The sequence below is a fragment of the Amycolatopsis sp. NPDC104587 genome (genome assembly GCF_055583645.1).
The window spans coordinates 692,814-718,085 of the sequence record NZ_JBVJNO010000004.1 but is presented as its reverse complement, the minus strand read 5'-3'; the positions used below and the strand labels follow the sequence as shown (position 1 = coordinate 718,085).

The 25,272-nt window shown below is 71.3% G+C and carries 30 protein-coding genes; 9 read left to right on the top strand and 21 right to left on the bottom strand.

Annotated features, from left to right (window positions below; translation table 11 throughout):
- The first annotated feature begins 31 nt into the window (after positions 1-31).
- Positions 32-2,167 (top strand): molybdopterin-dependent oxidoreductase, encoded by a 2,136-nt coding sequence (locus ACZ61C_RS15310; protein ID WP_465306938.1) that lies wholly within the window; start codon positions 32-34, stop codon positions 2,165-2,167.
- Here the strand turns inward: ACZ61C_RS15310 and ACZ61C_RS15305 are convergent, their stop codons facing one another.
- The 12 genes from ACZ61C_RS15305 to ACZ61C_RS15250 form a co-directional block, all read right to left on the bottom strand.
- A complete protein-coding gene (locus ACZ61C_RS15305; RefSeq protein ID WP_465306936.1) occupies positions 2,168-2,824 on the bottom strand; it encodes a TrmH family RNA methyltransferase in 657 nt (218 codons plus the stop codon).
- A gap of 34 nt (positions 2,825-2,858) precedes the next feature.
- Positions 2,859-3,212 carry a VOC family protein gene (locus ACZ61C_RS15300; protein ID WP_465306934.1) on the bottom strand — a complete coding sequence of 118 codons (354 nt, stop codon included), beginning with the start codon at positions 3,210-3,212 and terminating at the stop codon, positions 2,859-2,861.
- A gap of 14 nt (positions 3,213-3,226) precedes the next feature.
- The gene (locus ACZ61C_RS15295) at positions 3,227-3,619 is read right to left on the bottom strand and encodes a DUF2784 domain-containing protein (protein WP_465306932.1); all 393 of its coding nucleotides are present in this window, start codon (positions 3,617-3,619) and stop codon (positions 3,227-3,229) included.
- A 290-nt stretch (positions 3,620-3,909) separates the two neighbouring features.
- Entirely contained in the window at positions 3,910-4,467 is a 558-nt protein-coding gene (amaP, locus tag ACZ61C_RS15290; RefSeq protein WP_465306930.1) for an alkaline shock response membrane anchor protein AmaP, read from the bottom strand.
- Positions 4,464-4,964, bottom strand: a complete 501-nt coding sequence (locus ACZ61C_RS15285; protein WP_465306928.1) for a DUF6286 domain-containing protein — start codon at positions 4,962-4,964, stop codon at positions 4,464-4,466. Before ACZ61C_RS15285 ends, amaP begins: the two co-directional genes overlap by 4 nt.
- Before the next feature lie 17 nt (positions 4,965-4,981).
- Positions 4,982-5,281, bottom strand: a complete 300-nt coding sequence (locus ACZ61C_RS15280) for an Asp23/Gls24 family envelope stress response protein (RefSeq protein ID WP_465306926.1) — start codon at positions 5,279-5,281, stop codon at positions 4,982-4,984.
- Positions 5,282-5,284: 3 nt separating this feature from the next.
- Entirely contained in the window at positions 5,285-5,467 is a 183-nt protein-coding gene (locus ACZ61C_RS15275; RefSeq protein ID WP_465306924.1) for a hypothetical protein, read from the bottom strand.
- Between the two features lie 2 nt (positions 5,468-5,469).
- Positions 5,470-5,913, bottom strand: coding sequence for an Asp23/Gls24 family envelope stress response protein (locus ACZ61C_RS15270; RefSeq protein WP_465306922.1), 444 nt, complete (start codon positions 5,911-5,913; stop codon positions 5,470-5,472).
- Between the two features lie 109 nt (positions 5,914-6,022).
- Positions 6,023-6,319 (bottom strand): hypothetical protein, encoded by a 297-nt coding sequence (locus tag ACZ61C_RS15265; RefSeq protein WP_465306920.1) that lies wholly within the window; start codon positions 6,317-6,319, stop codon positions 6,023-6,025.
- Positions 6,316-6,678, bottom strand: a complete 363-nt coding sequence (locus ACZ61C_RS15260) for an Asp23/Gls24 family envelope stress response protein (protein WP_465306918.1) — start codon at positions 6,676-6,678, stop codon at positions 6,316-6,318. The genes ACZ61C_RS15265 and ACZ61C_RS15260 overlap by 4 nt, the downstream gene beginning before the upstream one ends.
- Positions 6,675-7,241, bottom strand: a complete 567-nt coding sequence (locus ACZ61C_RS15255; RefSeq protein WP_465306916.1) for an Asp23/Gls24 family envelope stress response protein — start codon at positions 7,239-7,241, stop codon at positions 6,675-6,677. The genes ACZ61C_RS15260 and ACZ61C_RS15255 overlap by 4 nt, the downstream gene beginning before the upstream one ends.
- Complete coding sequence (locus ACZ61C_RS15250; protein WP_465306914.1) at positions 7,232-7,786, bottom strand: RNA polymerase sigma factor; 555 nt, start codon at positions 7,784-7,786, stop codon at positions 7,232-7,234. Before ACZ61C_RS15250 ends, ACZ61C_RS15255 begins: the two co-directional genes overlap by 10 nt.
- A gap of 160 nt (positions 7,787-7,946) precedes the next feature.
- On the opposite strand from ACZ61C_RS15250, the gene ACZ61C_RS15245 reads away from it, so the two are divergent.
- Positions 7,947-8,132: a CsbD family protein gene (locus tag ACZ61C_RS15245; RefSeq protein ID WP_465306912.1), complete on the top strand. Its 186-nt coding sequence runs from the start codon at positions 7,947-7,949 to the stop codon at positions 8,130-8,132.
- Positions 8,133-8,194: 62 nt separating this feature from the next.
- Here the strand turns inward: ACZ61C_RS15245 and pyrE are convergent, their stop codons facing one another.
- The 4 genes from pyrE to ACZ61C_RS15225 all read right to left on the bottom strand — a co-directional run bounded on the left by pyrE (position 8,195) and on the right by ACZ61C_RS15225 (position 12,813).
- Positions 8,195-8,758 (bottom strand): orotate phosphoribosyltransferase, encoded by a 564-nt coding sequence (gene pyrE / locus ACZ61C_RS15240; RefSeq protein ID WP_465306910.1) that lies wholly within the window; start codon positions 8,756-8,758, stop codon positions 8,195-8,197.
- A gap of 27 nt (positions 8,759-8,785) precedes the next feature.
- A complete protein-coding gene (locus tag ACZ61C_RS15235) occupies positions 8,786-11,233 on the bottom strand; it encodes an ABC transporter permease (RefSeq protein ID WP_465307054.1) in 2,448 nt (815 codons plus the stop codon).
- Entirely contained in the window at positions 11,233-11,967 is a 735-nt protein-coding gene (locus ACZ61C_RS15230) for an ABC transporter ATP-binding protein (protein WP_465306908.1), read from the bottom strand. Before ACZ61C_RS15230 ends, ACZ61C_RS15235 begins: the two co-directional genes overlap by 1 nt.
- Positions 11,968-12,069: 102 nt before the next feature.
- Positions 12,070-12,813: an SDR family NAD(P)-dependent oxidoreductase gene (locus ACZ61C_RS15225; RefSeq protein ID WP_465306906.1), complete on the bottom strand. Its 744-nt coding sequence runs from the start codon at positions 12,811-12,813 to the stop codon at positions 12,070-12,072.
- Between the two features lie 152 nt (positions 12,814-12,965).
- Here ACZ61C_RS15225 and ACZ61C_RS15220 point away from each other — a divergent pair, with 152 nt between their 5' ends.
- A complete protein-coding gene (locus tag ACZ61C_RS15220; protein ID WP_465306904.1) occupies positions 12,966-13,553 on the top strand; it encodes a hypothetical protein in 588 nt (195 codons plus the stop codon).
- Here ACZ61C_RS15220 and ACZ61C_RS15215 read toward each other — a convergent pair.
- Together ACZ61C_RS15215 and ACZ61C_RS15210 are read right to left on the bottom strand one after the other, a co-directional pair.
- Positions 13,550-14,311 carry a hypothetical protein gene (locus ACZ61C_RS15215; protein ID WP_465306902.1) on the bottom strand — a complete coding sequence of 254 codons (762 nt, stop codon included), beginning with the start codon at positions 14,309-14,311 and terminating at the stop codon, positions 13,550-13,552. The two genes, ACZ61C_RS15220 and ACZ61C_RS15215, sit on opposite strands and share 4 nt — an antisense overlap.
- A 101-nt stretch (positions 14,312-14,412) precedes the next feature.
- Positions 14,413-14,847, bottom strand: coding sequence for a MarR family winged helix-turn-helix transcriptional regulator (locus tag ACZ61C_RS15210; RefSeq protein WP_465306900.1), 435 nt, complete (start codon positions 14,845-14,847; stop codon positions 14,413-14,415).
- A gap of 57 nt (positions 14,848-14,904) precedes the next feature.
- On the opposite strand from ACZ61C_RS15210, the gene ACZ61C_RS15205 reads away from it, so the two are divergent.
- Positions 14,905-15,585 carry an SDR family oxidoreductase gene (locus ACZ61C_RS15205; protein ID WP_465306898.1) on the top strand — a complete coding sequence of 227 codons (681 nt, stop codon included), beginning with the start codon at positions 14,905-14,907 and terminating at the stop codon, positions 15,583-15,585.
- A 3-nt stretch (positions 15,586-15,588) separates the two neighbouring features.
- On the opposite strand, the gene clpB is transcribed toward ACZ61C_RS15205, so the two are convergent.
- From clpB to ACZ61C_RS15190, 3 genes are all read right to left on the bottom strand, one after another.
- Positions 15,589-18,183, bottom strand: coding sequence for an ATP-dependent chaperone ClpB (gene clpB / locus ACZ61C_RS15200; protein ID WP_465306896.1), 2,595 nt, complete (start codon positions 18,181-18,183; stop codon positions 15,589-15,591).
- A 96-nt stretch (positions 18,184-18,279) separates the two neighbouring features.
- On the bottom strand, positions 18,280-19,467 hold the full coding sequence (locus ACZ61C_RS15195) for an MFS transporter (RefSeq protein WP_465306894.1): 1,188 nt from the start codon (positions 19,465-19,467) through the stop codon (positions 18,280-18,282).
- Between the two features lie 99 nt (positions 19,468-19,566).
- A complete protein-coding gene (locus tag ACZ61C_RS15190; protein WP_465306892.1) occupies positions 19,567-20,049 on the bottom strand; it encodes a MarR family winged helix-turn-helix transcriptional regulator in 483 nt (160 codons plus the stop codon).
- A 383-nt stretch (positions 20,050-20,432) separates the two neighbouring features.
- Here ACZ61C_RS15190 and ACZ61C_RS15185 point away from each other — a divergent pair, with 383 nt between their 5' ends.
- From ACZ61C_RS15185 to ACZ61C_RS15165, 5 genes are all read left to right on the top strand, one after another.
- Positions 20,433-21,608, top strand: coding sequence for a globin domain-containing protein (locus ACZ61C_RS15185; RefSeq protein ID WP_465306890.1), 1,176 nt, complete (start codon positions 20,433-20,435; stop codon positions 21,606-21,608).
- A 354-nt stretch (positions 21,609-21,962) separates the two neighbouring features.
- Positions 21,963-23,066: a globin domain-containing protein gene (locus ACZ61C_RS15180; protein ID WP_465307052.1), complete on the top strand. Its 1,104-nt coding sequence runs from the start codon at positions 21,963-21,965 to the stop codon at positions 23,064-23,066.
- Positions 23,067-23,084: 18 nt separating this feature from the next.
- Positions 23,085-23,801: a dienelactone hydrolase family protein gene (locus ACZ61C_RS15175; RefSeq protein WP_465306888.1), complete on the top strand. Its 717-nt coding sequence runs from the start codon at positions 23,085-23,087 to the stop codon at positions 23,799-23,801.
- A gap of 145 nt (positions 23,802-23,946) precedes the next feature.
- Positions 23,947-24,702 carry a lytic polysaccharide monooxygenase gene (locus ACZ61C_RS15170; RefSeq protein WP_465306886.1) on the top strand — a complete coding sequence of 252 codons (756 nt, stop codon included), beginning with the start codon at positions 23,947-23,949 and terminating at the stop codon, positions 24,700-24,702.
- Complete coding sequence (locus tag ACZ61C_RS15165; protein ID WP_465306884.1) at positions 24,699-25,238, top strand: DUF305 domain-containing protein; 540 nt, start codon at positions 24,699-24,701, stop codon at positions 25,236-25,238. Before ACZ61C_RS15170 ends, ACZ61C_RS15165 begins: the two co-directional genes overlap by 4 nt.
- Positions 25,239-25,272 lie beyond the last annotated feature (34 nt).

Below are 25,272 nucleotides of genomic sequence, written 5' to 3'. Positions count from 1 at the left end.
GTCGACATACCGCTCGGTATGTTCACTTGTTATGACCACAGCCCACGTCACCTGCCCGCTGTGCGAAGCGACCTGTGGGCTCGAGGTGACGCTTGACGAGAACCAGCAGGTCACGCGCGTGAAGGGCGACGAGAACGACGTCTTCTCGAAGGGTTACATCTGCCCTAAGGGCGCGTCGCTCGGGGCGCTGCACCACGACCCCGATCGGCTGACCGCACCGCTGCTCAAGCGCGACGGCGAGTTCGTCGAGGTCAGCTGGCAGGAGGCCTACGACGAGATCGACCGGCGCCTCCCGCCGATCCTCGAGGAGCACGGCCGGGACGCCGTCGCCGTGTACGCGGGCAACCCCGGTGTGCACAACATCGCGCTCACGCTCTACGGCCGGGTGCTCTACAAAGCCTTGGGCACCAAGAACTTCTACAGCGCGACGTCGGTCGACCAGATGCCGAAGCACTACTCGTCCGGCACGATGTTCGGCGACCCCCTCGCCATCCCCGTGCCCGACCTCGACCGCACGCGGCACCTGCTGATCCTCGGCGCCAACCCGCTCGTCTCGAACGGCAGCCTGATGACCGCGCCGGACGTCCGCGGCCGGTTGCGCGGGATCCGCGACCGCGGCGGCAAGATCGTCGTGGTCGACCCGCGCCGCACGCGCACCGCGCAGTTCGCCGACGAGCACCACGCCATCCGGCCCGGCACCGACGCCCTGCTGCTGTTCGCACTGGTCAACGTCCTGTTCGCGGAAAACCGGGTACGCCCCGGCCGGCTCGAACCCCACCTCACCGGCCTCGACGACGTCCGCACGCTGGCCCGCCCGTTCACCCCCGAAGCCGTCGCGCCGCGCACCGGCATCCCCGCCGCCGAGATCCGCCGGATGGCGCTCGAACTCGCCACCGAGAACGCCGTCGTCTACGGCCGGATCGGCACCACGACCCAGCGGTTCGGCACGGTCGCGAGCTGGCTGGTCGACGTCCTCAACGTGCTCACCGGCAACCTCGACGAGCCGGGCGGCGCGATGTTCCCGCTGGCCGCGTGCCAGCCCACCGGCAACCGGCGCCCGTTCGCCGTCGGCCGGTGGCACAGCCGGGTGCGCGGGTACCCCGAGGTGGTCGGCGAGCTGCCGGTCGCGACGCTCGCCGACGAGATCGAAACCCCGGGCGAGGGCCAGGTCCGCGCGCTGGTCACCGTCAGCGGCAACCCGTGCCTGAGCACGCCGAACGCCGGGCGCCTGAGCGAGGCGCTGAAGAAGCTCGACTTCATGATCTCCGTCGACGTCTACCTGAACGAGACGTCACGCCAGGCGGACGTCATCCTGCCCGGGCCGTCGCCGCTCGAACGGCCGCACTTCGACCTGGCCTTCTACCAGCTCTCGGTGCGCAACGTCGCCAACTGGACCCCGGCGACGCTGCCGTCGAAACTGCCGCAGGAGTGGGAGACGATGCTGCGGCTCACCGGCATCGTCACCGGTCAGGGCCCCGAAGCGGACGTCGAGGCGCTCGACGACTTCGTCGCCGCGGACGTCGCGCGCCGCGCCAAGCTCGAGGTCACCCACGACCGGACCGGCCCCGCGCGGCTGGTCGACCTGATGCTGCGCGCCGGGCCCTACGACGTCACGCTGGCCGACCTCGAAGCCGCGCCGCACGGGATGGACTTCGGGCCGCTGAAGCCGCGGATCCCGGAGGTGCTGTGCACGGCGTCCGGGCGGATCGAACTGGCGCCGGAGACGATCGTCGCGGACGTCCCGAGGCTGCGCGCCGAGCTCGCCAAGCCCGAAGAAGACGGTCTTGTGCTGATCGGGCGACGGCACCTGAGCTCGAACAACTCGTGGATGCACAACCTGAAACCGCTGGTCCGCGGCGGCAACCGGTGCACGGTGCAGGTGCACCCGGCCGACGCCACCCGCCTGGGCCTCACCGATGGCGCGCTCGCGTCGGTGACTTCCCGCGCCGGCAAGCTGGAAGTGCCGGTGGAGGTGACCGACGAGGTCCGCGAAGGCGTGGTCAGCATCCCGCACGGCTGGGGCCACGACGTCGACGGTTCGCGCACCCGGGTGGCGCGCGCGAACCCCGGCGTCAACTCGAACCTGGTCGCCGACGAGACGCTGCTGGACGTGCCGTCCGGGACATCGGTGCTGAACGGCATCCCGGTCGAGGTCGCGCCGGCGTAGTCACCAGGCGGTGGTCAGGTCGGCGTGCTGCCGGACCCAGGCGTGCATGACGATCCCGGCCGCGACCCCGGCGTTGATCGACCGGGTGGTGCCGAACTGGGCGATCGACACGACCAGGGACGCCGCTTCCTGCGCGCCCGCCGACAGCCCTGGCCCTTCCTGACCGAACAGCAGGACGCACTCGCGCGGGATTTCGGCCGTCTCGACCGGCTGCGAACCGGGCGTGTTGTCGACCGCGACGAGGGCGAGGCGGTTTTCCGCGGCGAAGGCGAGCAGCCCGTCGACGTCCTCGTGGTGGCGGAGGTGCTGGTAGCGGTCGGTCACCATGGCGCCGCGCCGGTTCCAGCGGCGGCGGCCGACGATGTGCACCTCGGCCGCGGCGAACGCGTTGGCCGTGCGGACGACCGTGCCGATGTTGTGGTCGTGCTGGAAGTTCTCGATGGCGACGTGGAACGGGTGCCGACGGCTGTCCACATCGGACACAATTGCTTCGCGCCGCCAGTAGCGGTAGGCGTCGACGACGTTGCGGCGGTCGCCGTCCCGCAGCAGGTCCGGGTCGTACCGCTCGTCGGACGGCCACTCACCCGGCCACGGACCGACGCCGACCTCTTCGCGGCTCACCCACTCGGTGGGTCCGACGTCGTGCGATGCGCTCACAGCGTCGATTGTCGCCCCACCCGCGGCCGCGGCTCTAGGCGGACTGCCAAAGCTCGATGCGGTTGCCCTCGGGATCGGTGACCCAGCCGAACCGGCCGACCCCCGCCATGTCCTGCGTCTCCTCGGCGACGTCGGCGCCTTGGGCTCGGAGCTGGGCGAGCATCGCGTCGAGGTCGCGGACCCGGAAGTTCAGCATGGTCTGCTGGGCAGGCGAGCCGAAGTAGTCGGTGCCGGCCTCGAACGGCGCGAAGACCGTCGGGCCCGCCGCCTGCTGCCACAGGCCGTGTTCGTCGGCGTCGAGGCCGAGGCAGTCGCGGTACCAGGCGCCCAGGGCCGCCGGGTCCGCGGCGCGGAGGAAGTAACCACCGATGCCGAGCACACGTTCCATGCGCTGATAGTGCCTCAGCCGAGGTGGACCGCGCGGGGCTGGGTGTCTTCGGGGTGGTGGCGGTGGCGCCAGCGCTGGTAGACGCCGACGTAGGAGTACGCGACCACGGCGATCGCGATGATGCCGATCGCCGGCAGCCACGACCGGGGGAAGACCGTGTCGTACAGGTAGTACGCGTTGAAGCCGCCGGGCAGGTCTCCGAGGCCCTGCTGGTGACGGAAGAAGTTCTCCAGCGCGGTGAACGGGCACGGCACCGGGGTGACGTTGACGAGGATGCCCCAGGCCGCCGCGAACATGTGGACGAAGATCAGCTTCGGCCAGCGCCAGGCGACGAACCCGCCGAACCCGATGAGCAGCAGGGCGAGCATGTGCACCGCGACGGTCATTTCGGCCAGGAACTTCGCCACCACACGCCCCCTTCACCGACCCCTACCAGCGACTTTACTCCGCTGATCGAGATCGGCCGCCCTCCAGGATGCCCAGAGCTGTGATGTTCAACCCACCGGAGCAACTTCTTCACCTGGGCGGTGACGGAGGCGTTACACCCGGTGGAAATTCCGGCGGCCGCTTGGCGGGATAGGTGGTCGGCTCCTCGTGTGGGTACTGGTCGGGCGCGCCGTCCGGTTTCTTCCGGTTCGGATCGGACGGCCGCGGCGGCTCACGGGGCTCTTCCATACCGGGCGACGCTACGCCCGGCTCACCGCGCCCGGACCCCGGATTTCGCCGTCAGCCGAATTTCCAGCCGTACCGGGAGCTCATCGACCTCCAAGGCCCGCTTGAGCCGGGGCACGGCGTGCTCGGCGATCCGCTCCCGCACGGCGGTGGCGCCGGCGTCGCGGTCCGTCGTGACGACGAGCAGCAGCTCAGGCGCGTCCCGCGTCCCCGACAGCCAGGCCGACGCGGACCGGACGCCTTCGTAGGTCTCGACGTCCTCGGCCAGGGGCGCGGCGGCGGTGGCGGAGTCGAGCACGGTGGCCCCGGCGGTGTCCTCAGACCGCCAGGCGACGGACTTGGGCCGCCGGAACGCCTGCGCGGCCAGCCACCGCAGGCACAACAGCCCGAGGACGACCGCGACGGCGATCGCCACCCAGAATACCCAGGTCGGCGGGGGCGCGTTGCCGGGAACAAGGGGTGCGGCCGGGTCGAGGACGTGGAGACGGCCGAAGTGGGTCGCCAGCGCGAACGCGCCCGCAGCGAGGAGAAGCAGGCCGACCAGCGCGAGGAGAGTCCGGTTGAGAGCGGCGGGCCGGTTCATCGTGTTCCCCTCACTCGGACTCGCACCTTCGGCGGCCGGGCCAGCCCGACGTCGTCCAGCCTCTGCTGCACCGCGGCTTCGACCGCTTCGGCCAGCCCGTCCCGGTTCGTCCGTTTCGTCTTCACGCGCACCTTCACCTTCCGCCGTCCCAGCTTCAGCGCGGCCGACGAGACGCCGTCCACCCCGGCCGCCGTGGCTCGCAACGACGTGCGCAAGCCGTGGCGTGCTGTCCCCGTGGCGAATCCCGGCGCCGCGACCAGCGGCACGACCAACGGCCGCCCGCGGAGCACGGCCGCCGCCAGCAGCACGAACCCCGCCAGAACCGCTGCCCCGCCCCCGACGAGCACGGGCAGTTCGTTCCAGGAGGTCTCGTGCACGCGGGCGGCGACCGCGTCGTAGGACACCAGCGGCCGCTCGCCGAGCAGGCGCTGGACCAGCGCCGTCACGACGAGCGCGCACGCCGCGAGCAGGACCAGCGCCGTCAGAACCGCGGGCACGCTCCGCCTGGGCCGCCTCACTGGACCCTCCGACGGGGCTGTTCCGGGCGCGAAAGCGCGACCGTGATGTCCACCCGGCTCGTGGTGAGCCCGGTCAGTTCCGTCGTGCGGCCGAGCAGGTGCGCCCGGACCTTCTCGACGGTCGCCGTGATCGGGGCCGGGTAGGCGAGCGGGAGCCGGACGTCCACTGTGGCCGATGAACCGTCCACTGTGGCCTCGGCGGTGACGTCCCCCGCGACGCCGTCCACCTCGCGGGCGGCGCGCGCGGCGATCCGCCGCACCGCCCGCGGGTCCACAGTGGTCACTCCGCGTTCCACGCGTCACCTCCGATCGCGCGCGGCGCCGACGAGCGCCGAGAGGTCGAGCTTGCCGTCGAGCCAGCGGCCGGCCAGCAGGCCGAGCCCGCCGAGCACCAGCACCGCGATGAACGCGCCGAACCCGCCGAAACCGGCGGCGAAACCCAGCGCCAGACCGTAAAGCAGGCCGAGCAGCGTCGCGCTCACGGTCACTGCACCCGGTCGCTGGTGGTGGGCTCTTCGTCGTCCCCGGGGATGTGGACGTCGTTGACGTTGATGTTCACCTCGACGACCTCCAGCCCGGTCATCTGCTCGATCGCGGTGATCACATTGCGGCGCACGGCCCGCGCGAGGTCCGCGATGGCCACGCCGTACTCGACGAGGATCTGCAGGTCGACGGCGGCCTGCTTCTCCCCGACCTCGACCGACACACCCTGGCCGGCACTGGCGGACGCACCCGGGATGCGGTCGCGGATGGCGCTCAGCGCCCGAGCCGCGCCACCACCGAGAGCGTGGACACCGGCGACCTCACGCGCGGCGAGCCCGGCGATCTTCTGGACCACGGTGTCGGCGATGGTCGTGGTGCCCTGCGTGCTGACGAGAGCCGTCTCGGCCTTGGTGGCCACGGTGTTCTTCTCGGCGGTCGCGGTCATGGGGTCCTCCCGGATGTCCTGTCCCTCAAGGCTTTCTGCCTCGTGTGTAGGTAAGACCCAGCGGGAGGGAGATCGTCACTCGCTCGATCGTGTGACGTGGCTCTCGACCTCAGACGAAGGCCGCGCCGTCGATGTCCGTGACCACCAAGCGCAGCTTGGCCTGCGACCACTCCGTCCCCGCCAGCACCGGCCGCACGAGCTCCGCGGCCAGGTCCAGCAACGGCGGGATCGGCAGCCGGGTCGCGATCAGGCGGATCTGCACCAGTTCCGGTGTCAGGTCGACCGCCATGCCTTCCCAGTCCACCGGCAGCCACGTCGTCTCGGGGGACACCGGGGTCGCCGGCCGCAGGCCGTCCACCCCCGACAGTGCGCCGACGATCTTCTCGACGGCTTCGCGCGCGGTCACCGGGGCGCCGGCTCGATGTCCATGATGGACACCGAGACCTCGTCGACGGCCAGCCCGGTCTGCTCGGCCACGTACCGGCCGACCGCGCGCTGGACCGCGCGGCCCACCGCCCCGGCCTGGTCAGCGGACGCCGTCACCAGGTCGATCTGCACGCTCACCCGGCCGTCGGCCGTGCGGACGCGGATGCCGTCCGCCGGGGCCGGGTCGAGGCCCTTCCAGCGTTGGCGGGCCGCCCGCGTCCACGCCGTCACCAGGCCGCGCAGGCCCGGCTCGAGCCGCACCACGCCGGGCGTGGTGATCGCCGCCCTCGCCGCCACGCTGGCGATCACCGGATCGGCGATGACGTACTCCACGCTCATTCCCCTGGCTCCCCGTGAACTTCATAAACGTCGTCGACCAGCAGGTCGAGTTTCGCCAGCGTCAGGCCCACCCGGGCCGCGGCCGCCGCGGTCACCCGCTCCCGCACCTTCGCCAACGCTTCACCGCCGGTAGCGTTCCGCAAACTCACCGCGAGGGTGAGGTCGACTTCGACCACGCCGTCGGCGCCGGTGCGCACCCGGCAGCGTCGCGCGCGGACGCCGTCGACGGTGTCCGCCGCGTAGCGCAGCACCGCCGCCACCGCCTGCTCGCTGATCTCGACGAACCCGGGTTCCGGGGTCGGCAGCCGCACCATCCGGTCGCGCCGCACCTCGGCCCGCACCGCCGACATGATCCGGCCGAACAGGTCGGGCGACGGCACGTCGTCCTCGAGAACCAGTTCCGCCGTGGCCTCGCGCAGCGCCAGCAGGCTTTCGCGCGCGGCGCGGCAGTGCGGGCAGGTCAGCTCGTGCTCGTCGGCCAGCCCGGCGCCGACCGCGTCCAGTCGCTCCCACACCTGCTCGACATCGCGTTCGCAGGGCAGCTCGTAGTCCGTCATCGCCATGGCTTCATCACCTCCGCCAGCTGGGCCCGTGCCCGCGCGATCCGGCCGCGGACCGCGGTCGTGTTCGCGCCGACGACTTCGCCGATCTCTTCGTAGGACCGGCCGTGCACTTCCCGCAGCAGCCAGCACGCCCGCTGCTCGGGCGTGAGCTCGGCCAGTGCCGCGTTCAACGCCGCGAGCTGGCCGCTCACCTGCGCGGCCCGCTCCGGCTGGAGGTCCGCCCGCGGCGACTCGGCCGTGTCCAGGTCGACGTCGGCCTGCGGCCGCCGCGCCCGGATCGTGTTGAGGCAGCGGTTCGTGGTGGCCCGGTAGAGCCAGCCGACGAAAGCCGCGTCCTCGCCGAGCTGGTCGAGCTTGCGCCAGGCGTTGAGGAACACCTCCTGCACGACGTCCTCGGCGTCGCCGCGGTGGGCGAGCATCTTCACCGCGAGCCGGAACATCGGGCCCTGGTAGCGCAGCACGAGCTGCTCGTACGCCCGGACGTCGCCGTCCCGCGCGCGGCCCACGAGGGTCGCGTCGTCGAGCGGCGTGGCGGTGGTCGTCACGGCACCTCCTTGAAGACAGGACACCGGGAGCCGGAGAACGTCACGGCTTGATTGTGGGTGACGGTGGTCACCGGGGCGAGTCCGTGACGATCACGCGCCTCGGTGGTCCTTCCGACACGAGCGCGCCCCGCCGGGGCGCCGCCGGAGGAGGAGGTGCCCCATGTCGCTGGGCGACAAGATCAGCAACAAGGCCGAAGAGCTGGGTGGCAAGGCCAAGGAGACGGCCGGGAAGGCGACCGGCGACGAGCAGCTGCAGGCCGAGGGCCAGGCCGACCAGGCGAAGGCCGGGCTCAAGGGCGCCGTGGAGAACGTCAAGGACGCGGCGAAGGACCTGTTCAAGAAGTGACCTGGCGGTCGTGAGTGGTAATTGGGGTTCTAACCCTAATTACCACTCACGACAGGCGTGGGTCAGTCCAGGCCGAGGTCGTCCTTGCCGAGGACGTACCGGTACTCGAGGCCCTCCTTCTCGATGGCCTCCCGCGCCCCGGTGTCGCGGTCGACGACCGTGACCACGCCGATCACGTTCGCGCCCGCTTCACGCAGGGCCGCGACGGCGTCGAGCACACTGCCGCCGGTCGTGGAGGTGTCCTCCACCGCCAGCACGCGCTGCCCGCGGACCTCCATGCCCTCGATGCGGCGCTGCATGCCGTGTTCCTTGACGGACTTCCGGACCACGAACGCGTCGAGCACCACCCCGTCGGTGGCCGCCGAGTGCAGCATCGCCAGCGCCACCGGGTCGGCGCCGAGCGTCAGGCCGCCGGCCGCCACGTAGTCCCAGTCCGCCGTGAGCTGGCGCAGGAGCTTGCCGATCAGCGGCGCGGCCGCGTGGTGCAGCGTCGCCCGCCGGAGGTCGATGTAGTAGTCGGCTTCCTTGCCGGACGCCAGGGTCACTTTTCCGTGCACCACGGAAAGATCGGTGACCAGCCTGGCCAGTTCGAGTTTCGCCGCTTGATCCAACCCGGGGTTCGCCACGGCCGAGAGTCTTACACACGGCCGTCGTCACTCCCCGATGGATGTGGCGTCGACCGCACGCCCGCGCGTCGCCGCCCAGGCCGGGACCAGGATCGCCACCAGCGAGAGGGTCACGGCGAGCGCGAGCACCACCAGGTAGACGGCCAGCGGCCCGGACGGCAGCACCGTGCCGGTCACGACCAGGCAGAACGGCACGATCGCGCCGGCCGCCGTCGCCGTGCCGAGCAGGACCGCGATGGTCGCGATCAGCCCGCCCTCGACCCCGGCCATCCGCAGCACCTGGCCGCGGGTGAACCCGCTCAGCCGCTGCAGGCCGAACTCGCGGCGTCGCTTGCCGGTGGCCATCACCAGCGTGTTCACCACCGAAATCACCGTGTACGCGATGATCATCCCGACGAGCAGGTAGTTGACCCAGGCGCCGATCTCGTTGCCCTTGGCGTGCGCCGCGATCAGGTCGTCGCGGTCGCCGACCTGCACCGGCAACCCCGCTGTCGCCTCGCGAAGGTGCGAAGTCAGCGTCGCCGTGTCGACGCCGGGAGCGGCGCGGACCAGCAGCTGCGGCGCGAGCCCGGTTGTCGTGTGCGGGGCCAGCAGCGACGCGGGCAGCACGAGCCGTTCGAACCCGGGCCGCTGGCTCACGACGGCGGACACCCGCACGTCCACCGGCGCGCCGTCGCCGAGCCGCAGCGACAGGGTGTCGCCGACCTGGCGGCCGAGCGTCGTCGGCACCTCGACGGCGGTCCCCGTCAGCTCGCTGACGCCGAGCGCGGGCCAGCCGTCCTGGTCGTTGTTCGAGTCGTACGGCTTTTCGACGAACACCGTGCTCGTGACGTACTCCGACGCGCCCGCGACCCCCGGCGCCGAGCGCACGCGCCCCAGCACCGACGGGTCGAGCCCGCCCGGGCCGGCCACCACGGCGTCCGCGCGCAGGTCCGCGGTGTACGCCTCGTTCGAGACGGCTTCCTGCGTGGTCTGCAGGTAGATGTTGGCGGTCGCGATGCCGACCGCGAGCATGATCGGGGTGACCGCGCCGGCCGTCCGGACCGCGCCGACGCGTGTGTTGAGCAGCGCGACCCGGCCCGTGACACCGCTGACGGCCTGGACCGGCCAGCGCAGCAGCATCGCCATCACCTTCGTGACGCCGGGGCTGATCGCCGCGAGGCCGAACGCCCACAGCATCACTGCCGGACCGGCCGTGCTGGCCGCGACCGGGCCGGTCATCACGGCGACCGTGACGATGGCCAGCGCCGTCCCGCCGGCGAAGCACAGGACCGCGGTGACCAGCCGGATCGGCGTCAGCCAGCGCCGCTCGACAGCGGCCTCGGCGAGCGCCTCGGTCGGGCGGACCTTCGAGGCGCGGCGTCCGGCGACGAAGGCCGCGGCCACGGTGGCCAGCAGCGACGCGCCCGCGGCCACCGTCGCCGGCAGCCAGCCCTGCTCGTACCGCAGCACCTCAGGGACCACGTGGTTGGCCGCGAGCCGGCCGAACAGCCAGTTCCCCAGCACCGGGCCGAGCACCACCGCGGCCGCGACCGCCAGCAGGCCGACCACCAGCGCCTCGCCGAGCACCATCCGCCGCAGCTGACGCGGGGTCGTCCCGATCGCCCGCAGCAGCGCGAGCTCACGTTGACGCTGCTGGGTCGACAGCGAGAGCGTGCCCGCGACGACAAAAACCATCACCATCGCCGACAGCCCACCGGAGACGGCGGCCAGGACGATCAGGTTTTCGCCGCTCTGGTTCACCTCGGGGAACTCCAGGGCGCCGCGGTCGGCGCCGGTCGTCACGACCCCGGCGTCCCCGACGACCGCCGACACCGCGGCGACGTCACCGCCGAAGACACCGATGGTGTCGAAGGTTCCCGGGTGTCCCGAGAGCCTTTCAGCGTCCGAAGGCGCGAAGAACAGCGCCGGGTCCCGCATGGCCTGCGGCGCTTCGGCGATCCCCGAGACGCGGTACTGGCCGACAACGCCGTGCGCCGCGATCGGCAGGGTGCCCCCGACGGCGATCCCGAGCCCGGCGTCGACGACGACTTCGCCCGGCTTCGGCGCTTCGCCCTTCAGCGTGTACGGCGTGAGCACGGCGGAGTCCCACGCGTGCCCGAGCGCGCTCGCGGTGCCGATCTGCGCCGGGAAGCTGACCTCCCCGACGACGTTCGTGACGCCCGGGACCGCGCGCAGGCGGTCGGCCAGCGCCGCGCCGACCCGGACGCGCTCGGGCAGGGTCGCGTTCTTGACCTTGTGCTTGTCCTCGGGGTCGAGGGTGGCCGGGTCCTCTCTGGGCAGCGCAAGCGTTTGCGGCCCGCCGACGACGATCGGCGCCGCGGCCAGCCGCTGCACCGGCGTCTCGGACCGGATACCCGTCTCCATCAGGCCGCCGCACGCCGAGACGATCAGCGCGCCGAAGAACACGGCGACGAACGTCGCCAGGAACCCGCCTTTGCGCAGGCGGAGGGTCCGCATCGCGAGGGAGAACATCACGCCGCCACCCGGCCCCAGGCGCCGAGGTGGGTCATCCGCTCGGCGACGGCTTCCGCGGTCGGCCGGGCGAGGCGGCCGGCGATCCGGCCGTCGGCGAGGAACACGACCTCGTCGGCGTAGGACGCGGCGACCGGGTCGTGCGTCACCATGATCACCGTCTGACCCGACGACCGGACGGAGTCGCGCAGCAGGCCGAGCACGTCCGCAGCGGTGCGGGTGTCGAGCGCGCCGGTCGGCTCGTCGGCGAACAGCACGGCCGGGTCGGTGACCAGTGCCCGCGCGATCGCCACGCGCTGCGCCTGCCCGCCGGAGAGCTGCCCGGGCAGGTGCTTGCGGCGGCCGTCGAGCCCTACGTGCGTGAGGATCCGCGCCACGAGCCGCTTGTCCGGGCGCTTCCCGGCCAGCTGCAGCGGCAGCACGACGTTCTGCTCGACCGTCAGCGCCGGCAGCAGGTTGAACGCCTGGAAGACGAAGCCGACGCGGTCGCGCCGCAGCTTCGTCAGGTAGGTCTCGCTCTTGCCGTCGAGGTCCTGGCCGTCGAGCACGACCCGGCCCGCCGTCGGCCGGTCGAGGCCGGCCGCGCAGTGGAGGAAGGTGCTCTTGCCCGAGCCGGACGGGCCCATCACCGCGGTGAACCCGCCGCGCGGGAACGAGATCGAGACCCCGTCCAGCGCGACCACGCCGTTGTACTCCTTGCGCACGGCCTCGAGCCGAACCGCCTCATTCGTCATGCGGAGAACGCTAGGGAGACAGCCCTTCGATGACCCTGGTGCGCACGCGCGTCTTCGGGGTAGGGACAGCCCTACCGCGCACTTTCACGTGAAAGTGCGGACTCAGGTCCGGCCGCGGCCGCCGCTGATCCGGCGCAGCACCGCGCGGGGCAGCAGGCCACCGATCGCGACGACGGCCTTGTACTGCAGGCTCGGCACCGAGATCACCTTGCCGCGGCGCAGGTCCGCGAGCGCTTCGCCGACCACCTGTTCGACACCCAGCCAGGCGATTTTCGGGCCGGGCTTGCCGATGCCCGCGCGCTCGTGGAACTCGGTCGCGGTGAAACCCGGGCACAGCGCCATCATCCGGACACCCTTCGGCAGCGACGCGGCGATGCCTTCGGTGAACGACGTGACCCAGTTCTTGCTGGCCGTGTAGGTCGAGCCGCGGCCGCTGAAGAAGCCCGCGACGCTGCTGACCTGGATGATCTCGCCGTGACCGCGCTCGATCATGCCGGGCAGCACCGCGCGGGTCAGCCGCAGCACGGCGGTGACGTTGACGTCGAGCTGGCGCTGCAGCGCGTCCGGCGGAATGGTCCAGAAGTCGCCGTTCAGCCCGAACCCGGCGTTGTTCACCAGCAGGTCGACCGGGCCGGCGGCGAGCCGCTCTTCGACGGCGGTTCGTCCGTCCACTTCGGACAGGTCGGCGGGCAGCACCTCGACGGCGACACCGTGCTTTTCCCGCAGCTCAGCGGCATACGCCTCCAGGCGCGCGGTGTCCCGGGCGACGAGCACCAGGTCGTACTTCTCGGCGGCGAGCGTGCGCGCGAACTGCGCGCCGATGCCCGCGGTGGCCCCAGTGATCACAGCGGTGTGACGTCCGGGGCTTCGCCCCGGGCCGGGGGCTCCGCCACCCGGACCCCCGGAAAAGATGTTGGTGGTGGTCATGTGAGTGAACGATACCCAGTGGTCAGGGCCTCGGGGTGCAGCCGGTTCGGCCTCGGGTTATCGTCCCGATCATGGGTAAGCACAGCAGGCGCAAGAGCGGCTACCTGCCCATGGTCGCCGCCGGCGCGGCGCCCGTGGCCCTGCTCTTCGCGGCCCCCGCCACCGCGCTCGCCGGCCCGGCCGAGAGCACTCTGCCGATCGACTACCGCCACCACGACGGGCGCGAGCTGCAGCTGGGCGAGCTGACCACCATCACGACCGGCGAACAGCGCCTCACCCAAGCCGGAGCGGCCGAGACCCGCCACACCGGGGTGTGGCTGCCGAACGGCGTCGACGTGCTCACCGAAAACGCGGAGCAGGTCGACGTCACCACCGGCGGGGTGAGCGTGCACCGGTCCGCGGGCCAGGGCGTCGACCTCGGCACGCTGGGCGCGATCGGCGCGACGTCCGAGCAGCACGGCAGCTTCACCGGCGTCCTCGACGTCGAGCAGAAGCACGAGCTGGGCGGCCAGCTCGGCCCGGCGTCCGGCCTGGTCAAGACGACATCAGGCGCGTTCAGCGGCGACCTCGGCGTCGACCACGTGGTCCACGTCCAGGGCGGCACGACGTCACTGCGCGGCACACTGGCGGTCAGCGTGCTGGACCAGCGGGTGCTCTAGTCCTGCGAGGCCGGCGGCTCCGCGGGGGGCTGCTGGGCCGGGATCCCCGCGGCCGGGGTCGGCGGCGTGCTCCCGGTGGACGGGATCGGCGCGCTCGCCTGGTGGCGGCCGGCGTCGTAGTCCTCGTCGAACGGGTCGACGATGTCCGCGATCTCCCCGAGGTCGCGCAGCAGGCGCTCGAGCCGCGACGGCCCGGCGGTCGGGACGACGCTGGCGAGCACCCACTCGTTCTCCAGCCACGCCACGCCGACGTCGCCGCCGAGCTGGTCCGCGGCGTCGACGAGCTCCTGGGTGATCACGACGCGGGCGCCGTCAGCGTCGTCCGCGAAGGCGTAGCGCGAGCCGATCGGGCCGAGCATCTCGGGCATGTCGGCGCGCTGGAACGGCACGCTGGACAGCCACATCTCGATCGGGATCTTGTGCTTCTTGTTGCAGCGCACGGCGACGACGACCGCGGGGATCTGCCCCTCGGACTCGATGTCGAAGATGAACACCGGTCGGCGGCCGTCGGAGGTGAAGGTCGACCCCGCGACGACGTTGACGGCGGCGTCCGCGCCGAAGTAGCCGATCGCGCCGCCGGACCACTGCTGCGGCAGCCGTTCGTCCTCTTCGACGAACTGCCAGCCGCGCAACTGCGCCCAGCGCATTCGCTCGCGGTTGCGCGAGCCCTCCTTCGCCCGGTCGGCCGCGAGCAGCCCGAGGCCCGCCACCAGGGCGACGGCCGCGATGACGAACCAGATCCACGCCGGAATACCCACGACGGTGAGGGTATCGCCTGCTACGCCGAAGAGATGATCGCCGGTACCCGTGTCGCCGGGCCCGTTCGGACCATTTAGCCGTTTCCGGGTCGACAAATCGCCTAATCGCGCGATTCGGCCAGGGCTTCAAGACCGGCGAGGAACGTGGCGCGGTCGGCCTTTCCCAGCGGTTCGACCAGGTGGGCCCGCACGGCGGCGGCGTGCACCGGCCGCGCCCGCGCGACCTCCGCGCGGCCGGCCTCGGTGATGAGCACTTCGACCCCGCCGTCGACGGCCCGCCGCGTCACCAGGCCGCGCTGCTCCATGCGGGTCAGGTGGTGCGACAACCGGCTGCGGTGCCAGCCCATGGAGTCGGCGAGCAGGTTCTGCCGCAGCCGTCCCCGCCCGTCTTCGGCGACGCGGGTGAGCACGCCGAAGTCCGGATCGGACAGTCCGGTCGCGGCGGCGACGTCTTCGACGACCCGCGCGCGCACGGTTTCGGCCGCGCGCTTCCACGCGTGCCACAACGCCTGGTCGTCCTTGCTCAGCCGCTCCACGCGCCCCACCCTACGGCGCTGTTGTCATGACAACAAACTTCGGCGTACGCTGTTGTCATGACAACAGCATTGGTGACGGGCGGCAACAAGGGCATCGGCAAGGCGATCGCGGCCGGGCTCGTCCGGCGGGGATTCACCGTCTACTTGGGAGCGCGGGACGACCGGCGCGGGAAAGCCGCGGCCGAGGAGGTCGGGGCGCACTTCGTCCGGCTCGACGTCCTTTCCGACGAGGACGTCGAAAACGCCGTGGCGGAGGTCGGCGAACTGGACGTGCTGGTGAACAACGCGGGGATCAGCGCGGGCGGCTACGGGAAGCCGTCGGAAGAGTCCGCGGAAACGCTGCGCCGGGTTTACGAGACCAACGTGTTCGCGGTCGTCCGCGTGACCAACGCGTTCCTGCCGCTGCTGCGGCGCTCACCCGCGGGCCGGATCGTGAACGTGACCAGCAAACGCGGCTCCCTCGGCGAAGAAGGCGCCTGGGTGGGGCAGCCGTCCATGCCCTACTCGTCCTCGAAGACCGCGCTCAACGCGCTGACCGTCCACTACGCACGAGAGCTCGCGGACACGAAGATCAAGGTGAACGGCGCCGCCCCCGGTCACGTCGCCACGGACTTCAACGGCTTCCGCGGCACCCGCACCCCTGACGAAGGCGCCGAAGTGGCCATCCGGCTGGCCACTGTGGACGAAAACGGGCCAACCGGCGCCGTCTACGAAGACGAACGCCGGTTGGCCTGGTGAAACTCACACGCGGGTGACGGTCAGCGAGTCACCGGCTTCCAGCTCCGGGATGTCGACCCGGACCGTGTCGCCGTCACGGATCTCGCCGGACAGCAGCTCTTTCGCCAGCTTGTCGCCGATCGCCGACTGGACCAGCCGCCGGAGCGGACGGGCGCCGTAGATCGGGTCGAAGCCGTTGAGCGCGAGCCACTCGCGGGCGCCTTCGGTGACGTCGAGGCTCAGGCGCCGCTGGGCCAGCCGGGCCGCCAGGCGCGCGACCTGGATGTCCACAATGGACGTCAGCTGCTCGGTGCCGAGCGCGTGGAACACCACGATGTCGTCGAGCCGGTTGAGGAACTCCGGCTTGAACTGCCGCTGGACCACCTGCAGCACCGCGTCCCGCCGCTGCCGCTCGTCGAGCGACGGGTCGGCGATGGCCTGCGAACCGAGGTTGGACGTCAGGATCAGGATGGTGTTCCGGAAGTCCACCGTCCGGCCCTGGCCGTCGGTCAGCCGCCCGTCGTCGAGGACCTGCAGCAGCACGTCGAAGACGTCCGGGTGGGCCTTCTCGACCTCGTCGAGCAGCACCACCGAGTACGGCCGGCGCCGGACGGCCTCGGTCAGCTGCCCGCCCTGGTCGTACCCGACGTACCCCGGCGGAGCGCCGACCAGGCGCGCCACCGAGTGCTTCTCGGCGTACTCGCTCATGTCGATCCGCTGGATCGCCCGCTCGTCGTCGAACAGGAACTCCGCCAGCGCCTTGGCCAGCTCGGTCTTGCCGACGCCGGTCGGGCCGAGGAACAGGAACGAACCGGTCGGCCGGTCGGGGTCGGCGACGCCGGCCCGCGCGCGGCGCACCGCGTCGGACACGACCTGCACGGCCTCGGCCTGCCCGATGACCCGGCGGCCCAGCTCCTCCTCCATCCGGAGCAGCTTGCCGGTCTCGCCTTCGAGCAGCCGGCCGGCGGGGATGCCGGTCCACGCGCTCACGACGTCGGCGACGTCGTCCGCTCCGACCTCTTCCTTCAGCATGACGTTCTGCTGGCTGGCCTCGTTCGCCGCGGTGGCCGCTTCGAACTCCTTCTCCAGCGCCGGGATCCGGCCGTAGCGCAGCTCGGCGGCCTTGCCCAGGTCACCGTCACGCTCGGCGCGTTCGGACTCGCCGCGCAGCTGCTCGAGCTCTTCCTTCAGCTCACGGACCTTCTCGATGGAGCCCTTCTCGTTCTGCCAGCGCGCGGTCAGCGCGGTCAGCGTCTCGCGCTTCTCGGCCAGCTCGGCGCGCAACGCCGACAGCCGGTCCTTCGAAGCCGCGTCGCTCTCCTTGGCGAGCGCCATCTCCTCGATCTCGAGCCGCCGGACGGCGCGTTCGACCTCGTCGATCTCCACCGGCCGCGAGTCGATCTCCATGCGCAGCTTGGACGCGGCTTCGTCGACCAGGTCGATGGCCTTGTCCGGCAGGAAGCGCGCGGTGATGTAGCGGTCGGACAGCGTCGCGGCGGCGACCAGCGCGGCGTCCGTGATCCGGACACCGTGGTGGACCTCGTAACGCTCCTTCAGACCGCGCAGGATCGCGATGGTGTCTTCAGGCGACGGCTCGCCGACCAGCACCTGCTGGAAGCGCCGCTCCAGGGCGGCGTCCTTCTCGATGTGCTGGCGGTACTCGTCGAGCGTGGTCGCGCCGACCATTCGCAGCTCACCGCGGGCGAGCATCGGCTTGATCATGTTGCCGGCGTCCATCGCGCCCTCGCCGGTCGCGCCGGCGCCGACGATCGTGTGCAGCTCGTCGATGAACGTGACGACCTCGCCCGCGGAGTCGGTGATCTCCTTGAGCACGGCCTTCAGCCGCTCCTCGAACTCGCCGCGGAACTTCGCGCCGGCCACCATCGACCCCAGGTCGAGGGCGACGACGCGCTTGCCGCGCAGCGACTCCGGCACGTCGCCGGCGACGATGCGCTGGGCCAGCCCTTCGACGATCGCCGTCTTGCCGACGCCGGGCTCGCCGATCAGGACCGGGTTGTTCTTCGTGCGCCGCGACAGCACCTGCACCACGCGGCGGATCTCGGTGTCGCGGCCGATGACCGGGTCGAGCTCGCCGTTGCGGGCCCGCGCGGTCAGGTCGACGCCGTACTTCTCGAGCGCCTTGAACGTGCTCTCCGGGTCTTCGCTGGTGATCCGGGCGGAGCCGCGGACCTTGACGAACGCCTCCTGCAACGCGTCCGGCGTCGCGCCGTGGCGCTTGAGCAGGTCGGCCACCTGGCCGCCCTCGGTGGCGAGCCCGACGAGCAGGTGCTCGGTCGAGACGTACTCGTCGCCCAGCTCGGTCGCGAGCTTCTGGGCGTGCGTCAGCGACTTGACGGCGAAGGTGTCGAACTGCGGGCTCGACACGGTCGCGCCGGTCGCCGACGGCAGCGCCGCGATGATCGGCTCGAGCTCCTTGTGCACCACCCCCGGGTCGGCCCCGACCGCGGTCAGCAGCGGTGCGGTCAGCCCCTCACCCTGCGCCAGCAGGGCGCCCAGCAGGTGGGCGGCCGACACGTGCGGGTTGCCGGCCATGGTGGCCGCCTGCGCCGCGGACGAGATCGCCTGCTGGGTCTTCGTGGTCGGGTTGAAAGCGTCCATCCCTCACCTCATGCTCGATGCTTCAAAAGTCCTGGTGACAGGCCTGACCGAGACCTGACACTATCCTTAACGCACGAAAACTTGAGTCTGTTCCGCTCAACTCTGACCGGGTGCGACGGCGTCGGCCGGCAACCGGCTGCCGAGCATCCCGAGCCCGGCCACGGCGAGGCCGGCGCACGCCCCGACCAGCACCCAGGGTAACCAGTCGGCCACCGAAAACAACGCGACCACGGCGGGCGCGATCACCTGCGCCACCGTGAACGCGTACTGGTACGCAGCCAGATAACGCCCGCGGGCGACCGGAGGTGCCGCGGCCTCGGCCAGCGCGCCCGACCGCGGCCCGAACACGAGGTCACCCGCGGCGAACACCAGCGTCGCCGCCAGCAGGTAGGCGACCCGCCAGCCGTCCGGCACGAGCAGCACACCCAGGCTGACCAGGCACCACGCGGCGAACAACGCCGAGCCCGCCCGCATCGCGGCGATCCGGGTCAGCTTCGCGGTGAGCCGCAGCGCGAGCGTGCCGCCGAGGCTGGTCACCACGGTCAGCAGGGCGAGGATCGCGCCGGGCAGCCAGGCCGGGCCGTGCATCCGGTCGAGCACGAACACCGGCGTGCCGATCAGGAAGAACTCGAGGGAGAGGCCGAACAGGGCGCTGAAGAGGATCAGGGCGAGGTACGGCCGGTCGCGCAGCACCTTGACCGACCGTTCGCGGTGCGGCTCGTGCGGCCGCGCGAGCCGGACGGACACGGCGAGGACCAGGGCGGCGACGAGGAACGTCACGACGTCCACCAGGAGCGCGATCCGGTAGCCGGCCGCGCCGAGCCAGGTCAGCAGCGCGCCCGCGACGAGCCCGCCGAGGCCGAAGCAGCCGGCCCGCACCATCCCCGCCTCGGCGAACGGCCGATCCTTCGGGACGTCACCCGCGACGTCGGCGATGAGCACGAACAACGAGCTGTAGAACAGCTGCTGCCCGGAGGCGAGCAGCACGGCGGCGGCGACCACCAGGCCCACGCTGTCGGCGACGAGGTACGCGCCGGCCCCCGCGGCCTGCAGCAGCTGGGCGCCGATCACCACCGCGCGCGGCCCGACGCGGTCCACGAGCCGGCCGGCCAGCGGTGGCACGACGAGCCCGACGACGGTGCCGAGCGTGACGGCGGTGCCCGCCACGACGAGCGGCATCCCGACGACCTGCGTCACGTAGACCAGGGCCAACGGGAGGAAAAGACCCGAGCCGAAGTTGTCGACCCCCAACGCGCACAGCAGTGCGACCCGGCTACGCGCCACCCACCGAAGGTAACCCTGGGGTCGACCGCCGAGTCAGGCCCGAACGGACAATTTCCGGAGTGCAAAATGCCACTCCGGGTGTGACTGGTTCACCGGAGGTCACTTGGTCGTGTCAGCGAGGCACGCGGCGCTGCCGAGGGCACGGCGGAGGTCGGCGTTCATCTCGGCGAGCCGGCCGATGAGGTCGGTGACGCGCTCGTCGTCCCAGTCGCCGAGCGCCTTCTCCATGAACTCGAGGTAGTTGGCGCGCCAGCGGGCGAGCTCGGCCCGGCCCTTCTCGGACACGCTCACCAGTGACGCCCGGCCGTCTTCGGGCGCGGGACGGCGGTCGACCAGCCCGGCGGCGGAGAGCTGGGTGATCTGCCTGCTGACCACCGAGAGGTCGACGAACCGGCGTTTCGCCAGCTCGGACGGTCGCGCCTCGCCGTTCTTCGCCAGGTCGGACAGCAGCATCGCGGCCGCCGGGTGCAGCCCCGGCTGGTCCTGCCAGGCCTGCATGATCCAGGCGTGCTGGAGCTGGGACGCGGTCTTCAGCTCGCGCATGAGCTCGACCCGGACGTCGTCGGTGTCGTCGAAGCCCATCAGCCCTCCTTGGCCATTACTTGTGCAATACAAGTTTATTGTCCATCGCTTGCGCGGGCAAGGAACGCCTCCGGTGAGGTCCCCCACGCCGTCCGTGGTGGCGATACACCCGGTCGGAGCAACAATGCGGGCAAAGGGCCGCTTGGCGGATACCCTGCGGACGAGCCGCGCGCGCGGCGCGTCCGAGTGTCGAGGTGGCAGCAGTGGCGATGGACCCAGGAGGCGGTGTTGAGCGGAAGCGCGTTCGCCGCACCCGGGCCGGCGGTGAATGACCGGGTGCTCCCGCTCAGCCGTCCCCGACCAGTGTCTTCTGGGGCCGAGCCCCAGGCCCCGGCCGGGGGGCAGGCCCCCCTGGACCCCCCAAAAGCGGCCGACACCGACTCATGACCGCCGATTCCGTCAGCCCGTTCCCGCGGTCGTCGAGCCCGCGTGAAGCACCGGCGGCCGTCACCGCGATGGTCCAGCTCATCCGCGACAGCTGGGCGAAGTCCGAGCCCTACATCGCCGACATCTCCCAGTTCTTCTACGGGATGCTGTTCACCCTCGCGCCGACCACGCGCGACTTCTTCCCGATCAACATGGAGATCCAGCGCGGCCGGCTCGTGCGCGCGCTCGTGCACATCGTCCAGATGGTCGACCGGCCCGACGACCTCGCGCCGTTCCTGCGGCAGCTGGGGCGCGACCACCGCAAGTTCGGCGTGGTCCCGCGCCACTACGAGGCCGTCGGCACCGCGCTGCTGGCGTCGCTGAAGAACCACCTCGGCCGGGAGTGGACGCCCGAGGTCGAGCGCGCGTGGGCCGAGGCGTTCACCATCGCCGCGCGGGCCATGCAGGACGCCGCCGCCTCCGACACGAACCCGCCGTCGTGGCAGGCCACCGTGGTCGAACACCGGCGGCTGACCTGGGACCTCGCCCTGGTCCGGCTGCTGCCCGACCAGCCGGTGCCCTACCACCCCGGCCAGTACATGAGCATCGAAGTCCCGCAGCGGCCCCGGCTGTGGCGTTACCTCTCGCCGGCCAACGCGCCGCGCGAGGACGGCGGCATCGAGTTCCACGTCCGCGCGATCGACGGCGGCTGGGTCTCCCGCGCCATCGTCAGCCACACCCAGCCCGGCGACGTCTGGCGGCTCGGCCCGCCGCTGGGCCGGCTGACGGTCGACCGGGAGTCCTCCCGGGGCGTGCTGATGGTCGCCGGCGGCACCGGCGTCGCCCCGCTGCGGTCGATCCTCGACCACCTCGCGCTGTGGGGCGAGAACCCGAAGGTCTGGATGTTCTACGGCGGGCCGGCCCGCGAGGACCTCTACGACCTGGAAGAACTGCGCGCGCTCGCGTCGGTCAACCCCTGGCTGCACATCACGCCGGTGGTCGAGCGCGGCGGTGAGGTCCCCGGGTTCGAGCAGGGCACGCTGGCCGAGGCGGTCACCCGGTACGGCTCCTGGCCGGACCACGACATCCTGGTGGCCGGCTCGCCGGCGATGATCCGCGCGACGGTGTCGCGCATGCTCGTGGCGGGCAGCGCGCTGGACCAGATCCAGTACGACCCGTTCACGATCGACTAGTTCGGAAAATCGCGTCCGACACTCGTACCGGGAAAGAGTCGGCCGAACTCCGGAAATTGTTACCGGGTCCACCGAATCCGTTCGGGTGATCGTTTTTACGCTGCGCCAGGCGAGGTTTACCGCGCGTGGTGAAATTGCTCCGTTCGAGCGGGACCGCGCGGAATCACGCGCATCTGCACGGGAATGCGCCTACAGTCGGGAACCCTCGGGGGCGGCACAGCGACAGCGACGCCGCATGCATACGTGGAAAATCCTTGGCACGACTGGAGATCACCGTTCCCGATGACTGCTGAATCCGTAAAGGTCTTCGAACCGCCCGAAGCCGTTCCCGTTTCGGCCGTCGAAGGCCGCGAGCTGGCCCGGTTGATCCGCGAAAGTTTTGCGGCGGTCGAGCCGAAAGCCGACGAACTGGCGCAGTACTTCTACGGCGCGTTGTTCGTGGTCGCCCCCGATTGCCGCGATCTTTTCCCGGTCACCATGACGACGCAGCGGAGCAGGCTGCTGCGCGCGATCGTGTACGTGGTGCAGATGGTCGACCGGCCCGACGAGCTGGTCACCTTCCTCGGCCAGCTGGGCCGCGACCACCGCAAGTTCGCCGTGGTCGCCCGGCACTACGACGCCGTCGGGATCGCGCTGCTGGCCGCCCTCAAGCGGTTCCTCAAGGAGAAGTGGACCCCGGAGGTCGAGTCCGCGTGGACCACGGCGTACGGGATCATCGCCAAGACCATGCGCGAGGCCGCCCAGGCGGAGACCGGGCCGGCGGCGTGGGCGGCCACCGTCCTGGAGCACCGCAAGCTCAACCGCGACGTCGCACTGGTGCGCGTGCAGACCGAGGGCTTGCTCCCGTACCGCGCCGGCAGCTACGTGAGCGTCGAGGTGCCGCAGCGCCCCCGCATGTGGCGGTACCTCTCGCCGGCGGGCGCCCCGCGCGGCGACGGTCAGATGAGCTTCCACATCCGCACGGTGCCCGGCGGCTGGGTCAGCGGCAGCATCGTCAACCACACCAAACCGGGTGACGTCTGGCGCCTCGGCCCGGCGATGGGCAACCTCTTCGTCCGGCCGACGACCACCCGGCGGCGGCTCCTGATGATCGCCGGCGGCACCGGCGTCACCCCGTTCGTGTCGATCCTCGACGACCTGGCGCACTGGAAGCGGAACCCGCCGGTGCACCTCTTCTTCGGCGGCCGAAGACCGGAAGACCTCTACGCGCTGGACGACCTGCGGCGGATCTCCGCGGTGTCGAAGTGGCTGACCGTCACCCCGGTCACCGAGGAGGGCGCGGTGACCGGAGGTGACCGCGGCACGCTCGCGCACGCGGTGACCCAGCGCGGGAAGTGGAAGAACCACGACGTCCTCGTGTCGGGCTCACCGCCGATGATCCAGGCGACGATCGCGAAGCTGCTGGCCGCCGGGATCGACCTCGAGCGCATCTCCTACGACCCGTTCACCCTGGACTGAACGCGCTATCGTCGCTATATGGAGACGACTATTCCGGTTTCGGACGGCACCATCGGCGGTTACCTGGCGGAGCCCGCCGGCGAGGGCCCGCACCCGGGGGTGGTGCTCATCCACGACGCGTTCGGGCTGAGCCAGGACACGAAGAACATCACCGACCGCTTCGCCGGCGAGGGCTACCTGGCGCTCAGCCCGGACCTGTACGCGCGGGGCGGCTTCCGCCGGTGCGTGCGCCGGGTGTTCTCGGACATGTTCGCGAACCAGGGCCGGACGTTCGACGACATCGAGGCGTCGCGCGCGCTCCTGGCCGCGCGCCCGGACTCCTCGGGCCGGATCGGCATCGCCGGGTTCTGCATGGGCGGCGGCTTCGCGCTCGTCGCGGCGTCGCGCGGCTTCGAAGCGTCGGCGCCGTACTACGGGCAGCTGCCGAAGAACCTGTCGGTGCTCGACGACGCGTGCCCGATCGTCGCGAGCTTCGGCAAGAAGGACTTCTCGCTGCGCGGGGCCGCGGCCAAGCTGGAGACCGCGCTGACCGAGCGTGAGATCCCGCACGACGTCGAGGAGTACGACGGCGCCAGCCACGGGTTCGCCAACAAGATCGAGGTCAAGCCGCCGCTGAACCTGCTGCTCAAGGTCGTCGGGTTCACCTACCACCACGAGGCGTCCGAGGACGCATGGCGCCGAGTGACGTCTTTCTTCGGCGAACACCTGCAGCAACCGGCCCGACCTTCGCACTGAGCCGAGCGGGCTAGCGAAGTCTCCGAACGGCCGTTGTTTGTTGACCGTTGTGCCCGAATCGCCTTATGGTCTAGACCACGTCTTCCCCGGACGTGCTCGTTCGTCCTCCCTCCGGAACACCGCCGTTCCCCCACGAGGAGCCGAAATGACCCTGAAGCGAAAGCTCTTCGCGGCCGCCGCCGGTGCGATCCTCGCGCCGGTGCTGGTCGTCGTCCTCCCCGCCACCTCCGCGAGTGCCCACGGGTACGTCTCCGACCCGCCCAGCCGCCAGGCCAACTGCGCGGCCGGGAAGGTGCCGAACTGCGGGCAGATCGTCTACGAACCGCAGAGCGTCGAAGGCCCCAAGGGCCTGCGCAGCTGCAACGCCGGCCTGGCGCAGTTCGCCGAGCTGGCCGACGAGTCGAAGCCGTGGCCGGCCAAGTCGGTCGGTTCTTCGGTGACGTTCAACTGGGTGTTCACCGCCCGGCACGCCACGAAGAGCTACGAGTACTACGTCGGCAACACGCTCGTCGCGTCGTTCAACGGCAACGGCCAGCAGCCGCCCGCGACCGTGCAGCACACGGTGAACCTGTCCGGGTATTCCGGCCGGGTGAAGGTGCTGGCGATCTGGAACATCTCCGACACGGCCAACGCCTTCTACAGCTGCATCGACCTGCAGGTCGGTGGCGGCGGCACCCCGCCGCCCACCACCACGCCGCCCCCGACCACGACCCCGCCGCCCACCACGACCCCGCCCCCGACGACGACCCCGCCGTCGAGCGGAACGTGGAAGGCCGGCACGGCGTACAAGGCCGGTGACGTCGTGACCTACAACGGCGTGAGCTACCGCTGCCTCCAGCCGCACACGGCGATCGCGGGCTGGGAGCCGCCGAGCACCCCGGCCCTCTGGCAGCGTCAGTGAGGCTGGTCCTGGTCGTCGTCGCGCTGCTGCTGGCCGGTTGCGGCAGCAGCGCGACGTGGACCCCGGCGAAGTTCAACGACGCCGACGTGATGTTCCTGCAGATGCTGCTCACCCAGAACCAGCAGGGCATCGACATCGTCCGGCTGGCGAAGCAGCGCCCGCTCCCGGCGCCGGTGAAGGAGCTGTCGGCGGCGATCGAGGTGACGCAGCAGACCGAGGTCGACACCATGAAGAGCTGGCTGCGCACCTGGAACCGGCCGGAGAGCATGGACATGAACCCGCACGTCCACGCCGGCCACGGCGGCATGAAGATGACCGCGCCCGACCTCGTCGGCACGCTGAAGTCCACGAACGACACGGAGTTCACGCGCAAGTACCTGGACGTGCTGACCGGCCAGCAACAGGGCGCCGTCGAGCTGGCCCAGACCGAGAACGGCGCCGCCGGCGGGATCAACGCCGACGCCCGTGACCTGGCCCGCCGCGTCATCGAGTCGCGGACCGCCGAGGTCCGGCAGCTGCTGAACTTCAAGGCTTGAACGCGAAAGCCCTCCCCGGAGACCCGGGGAGGGC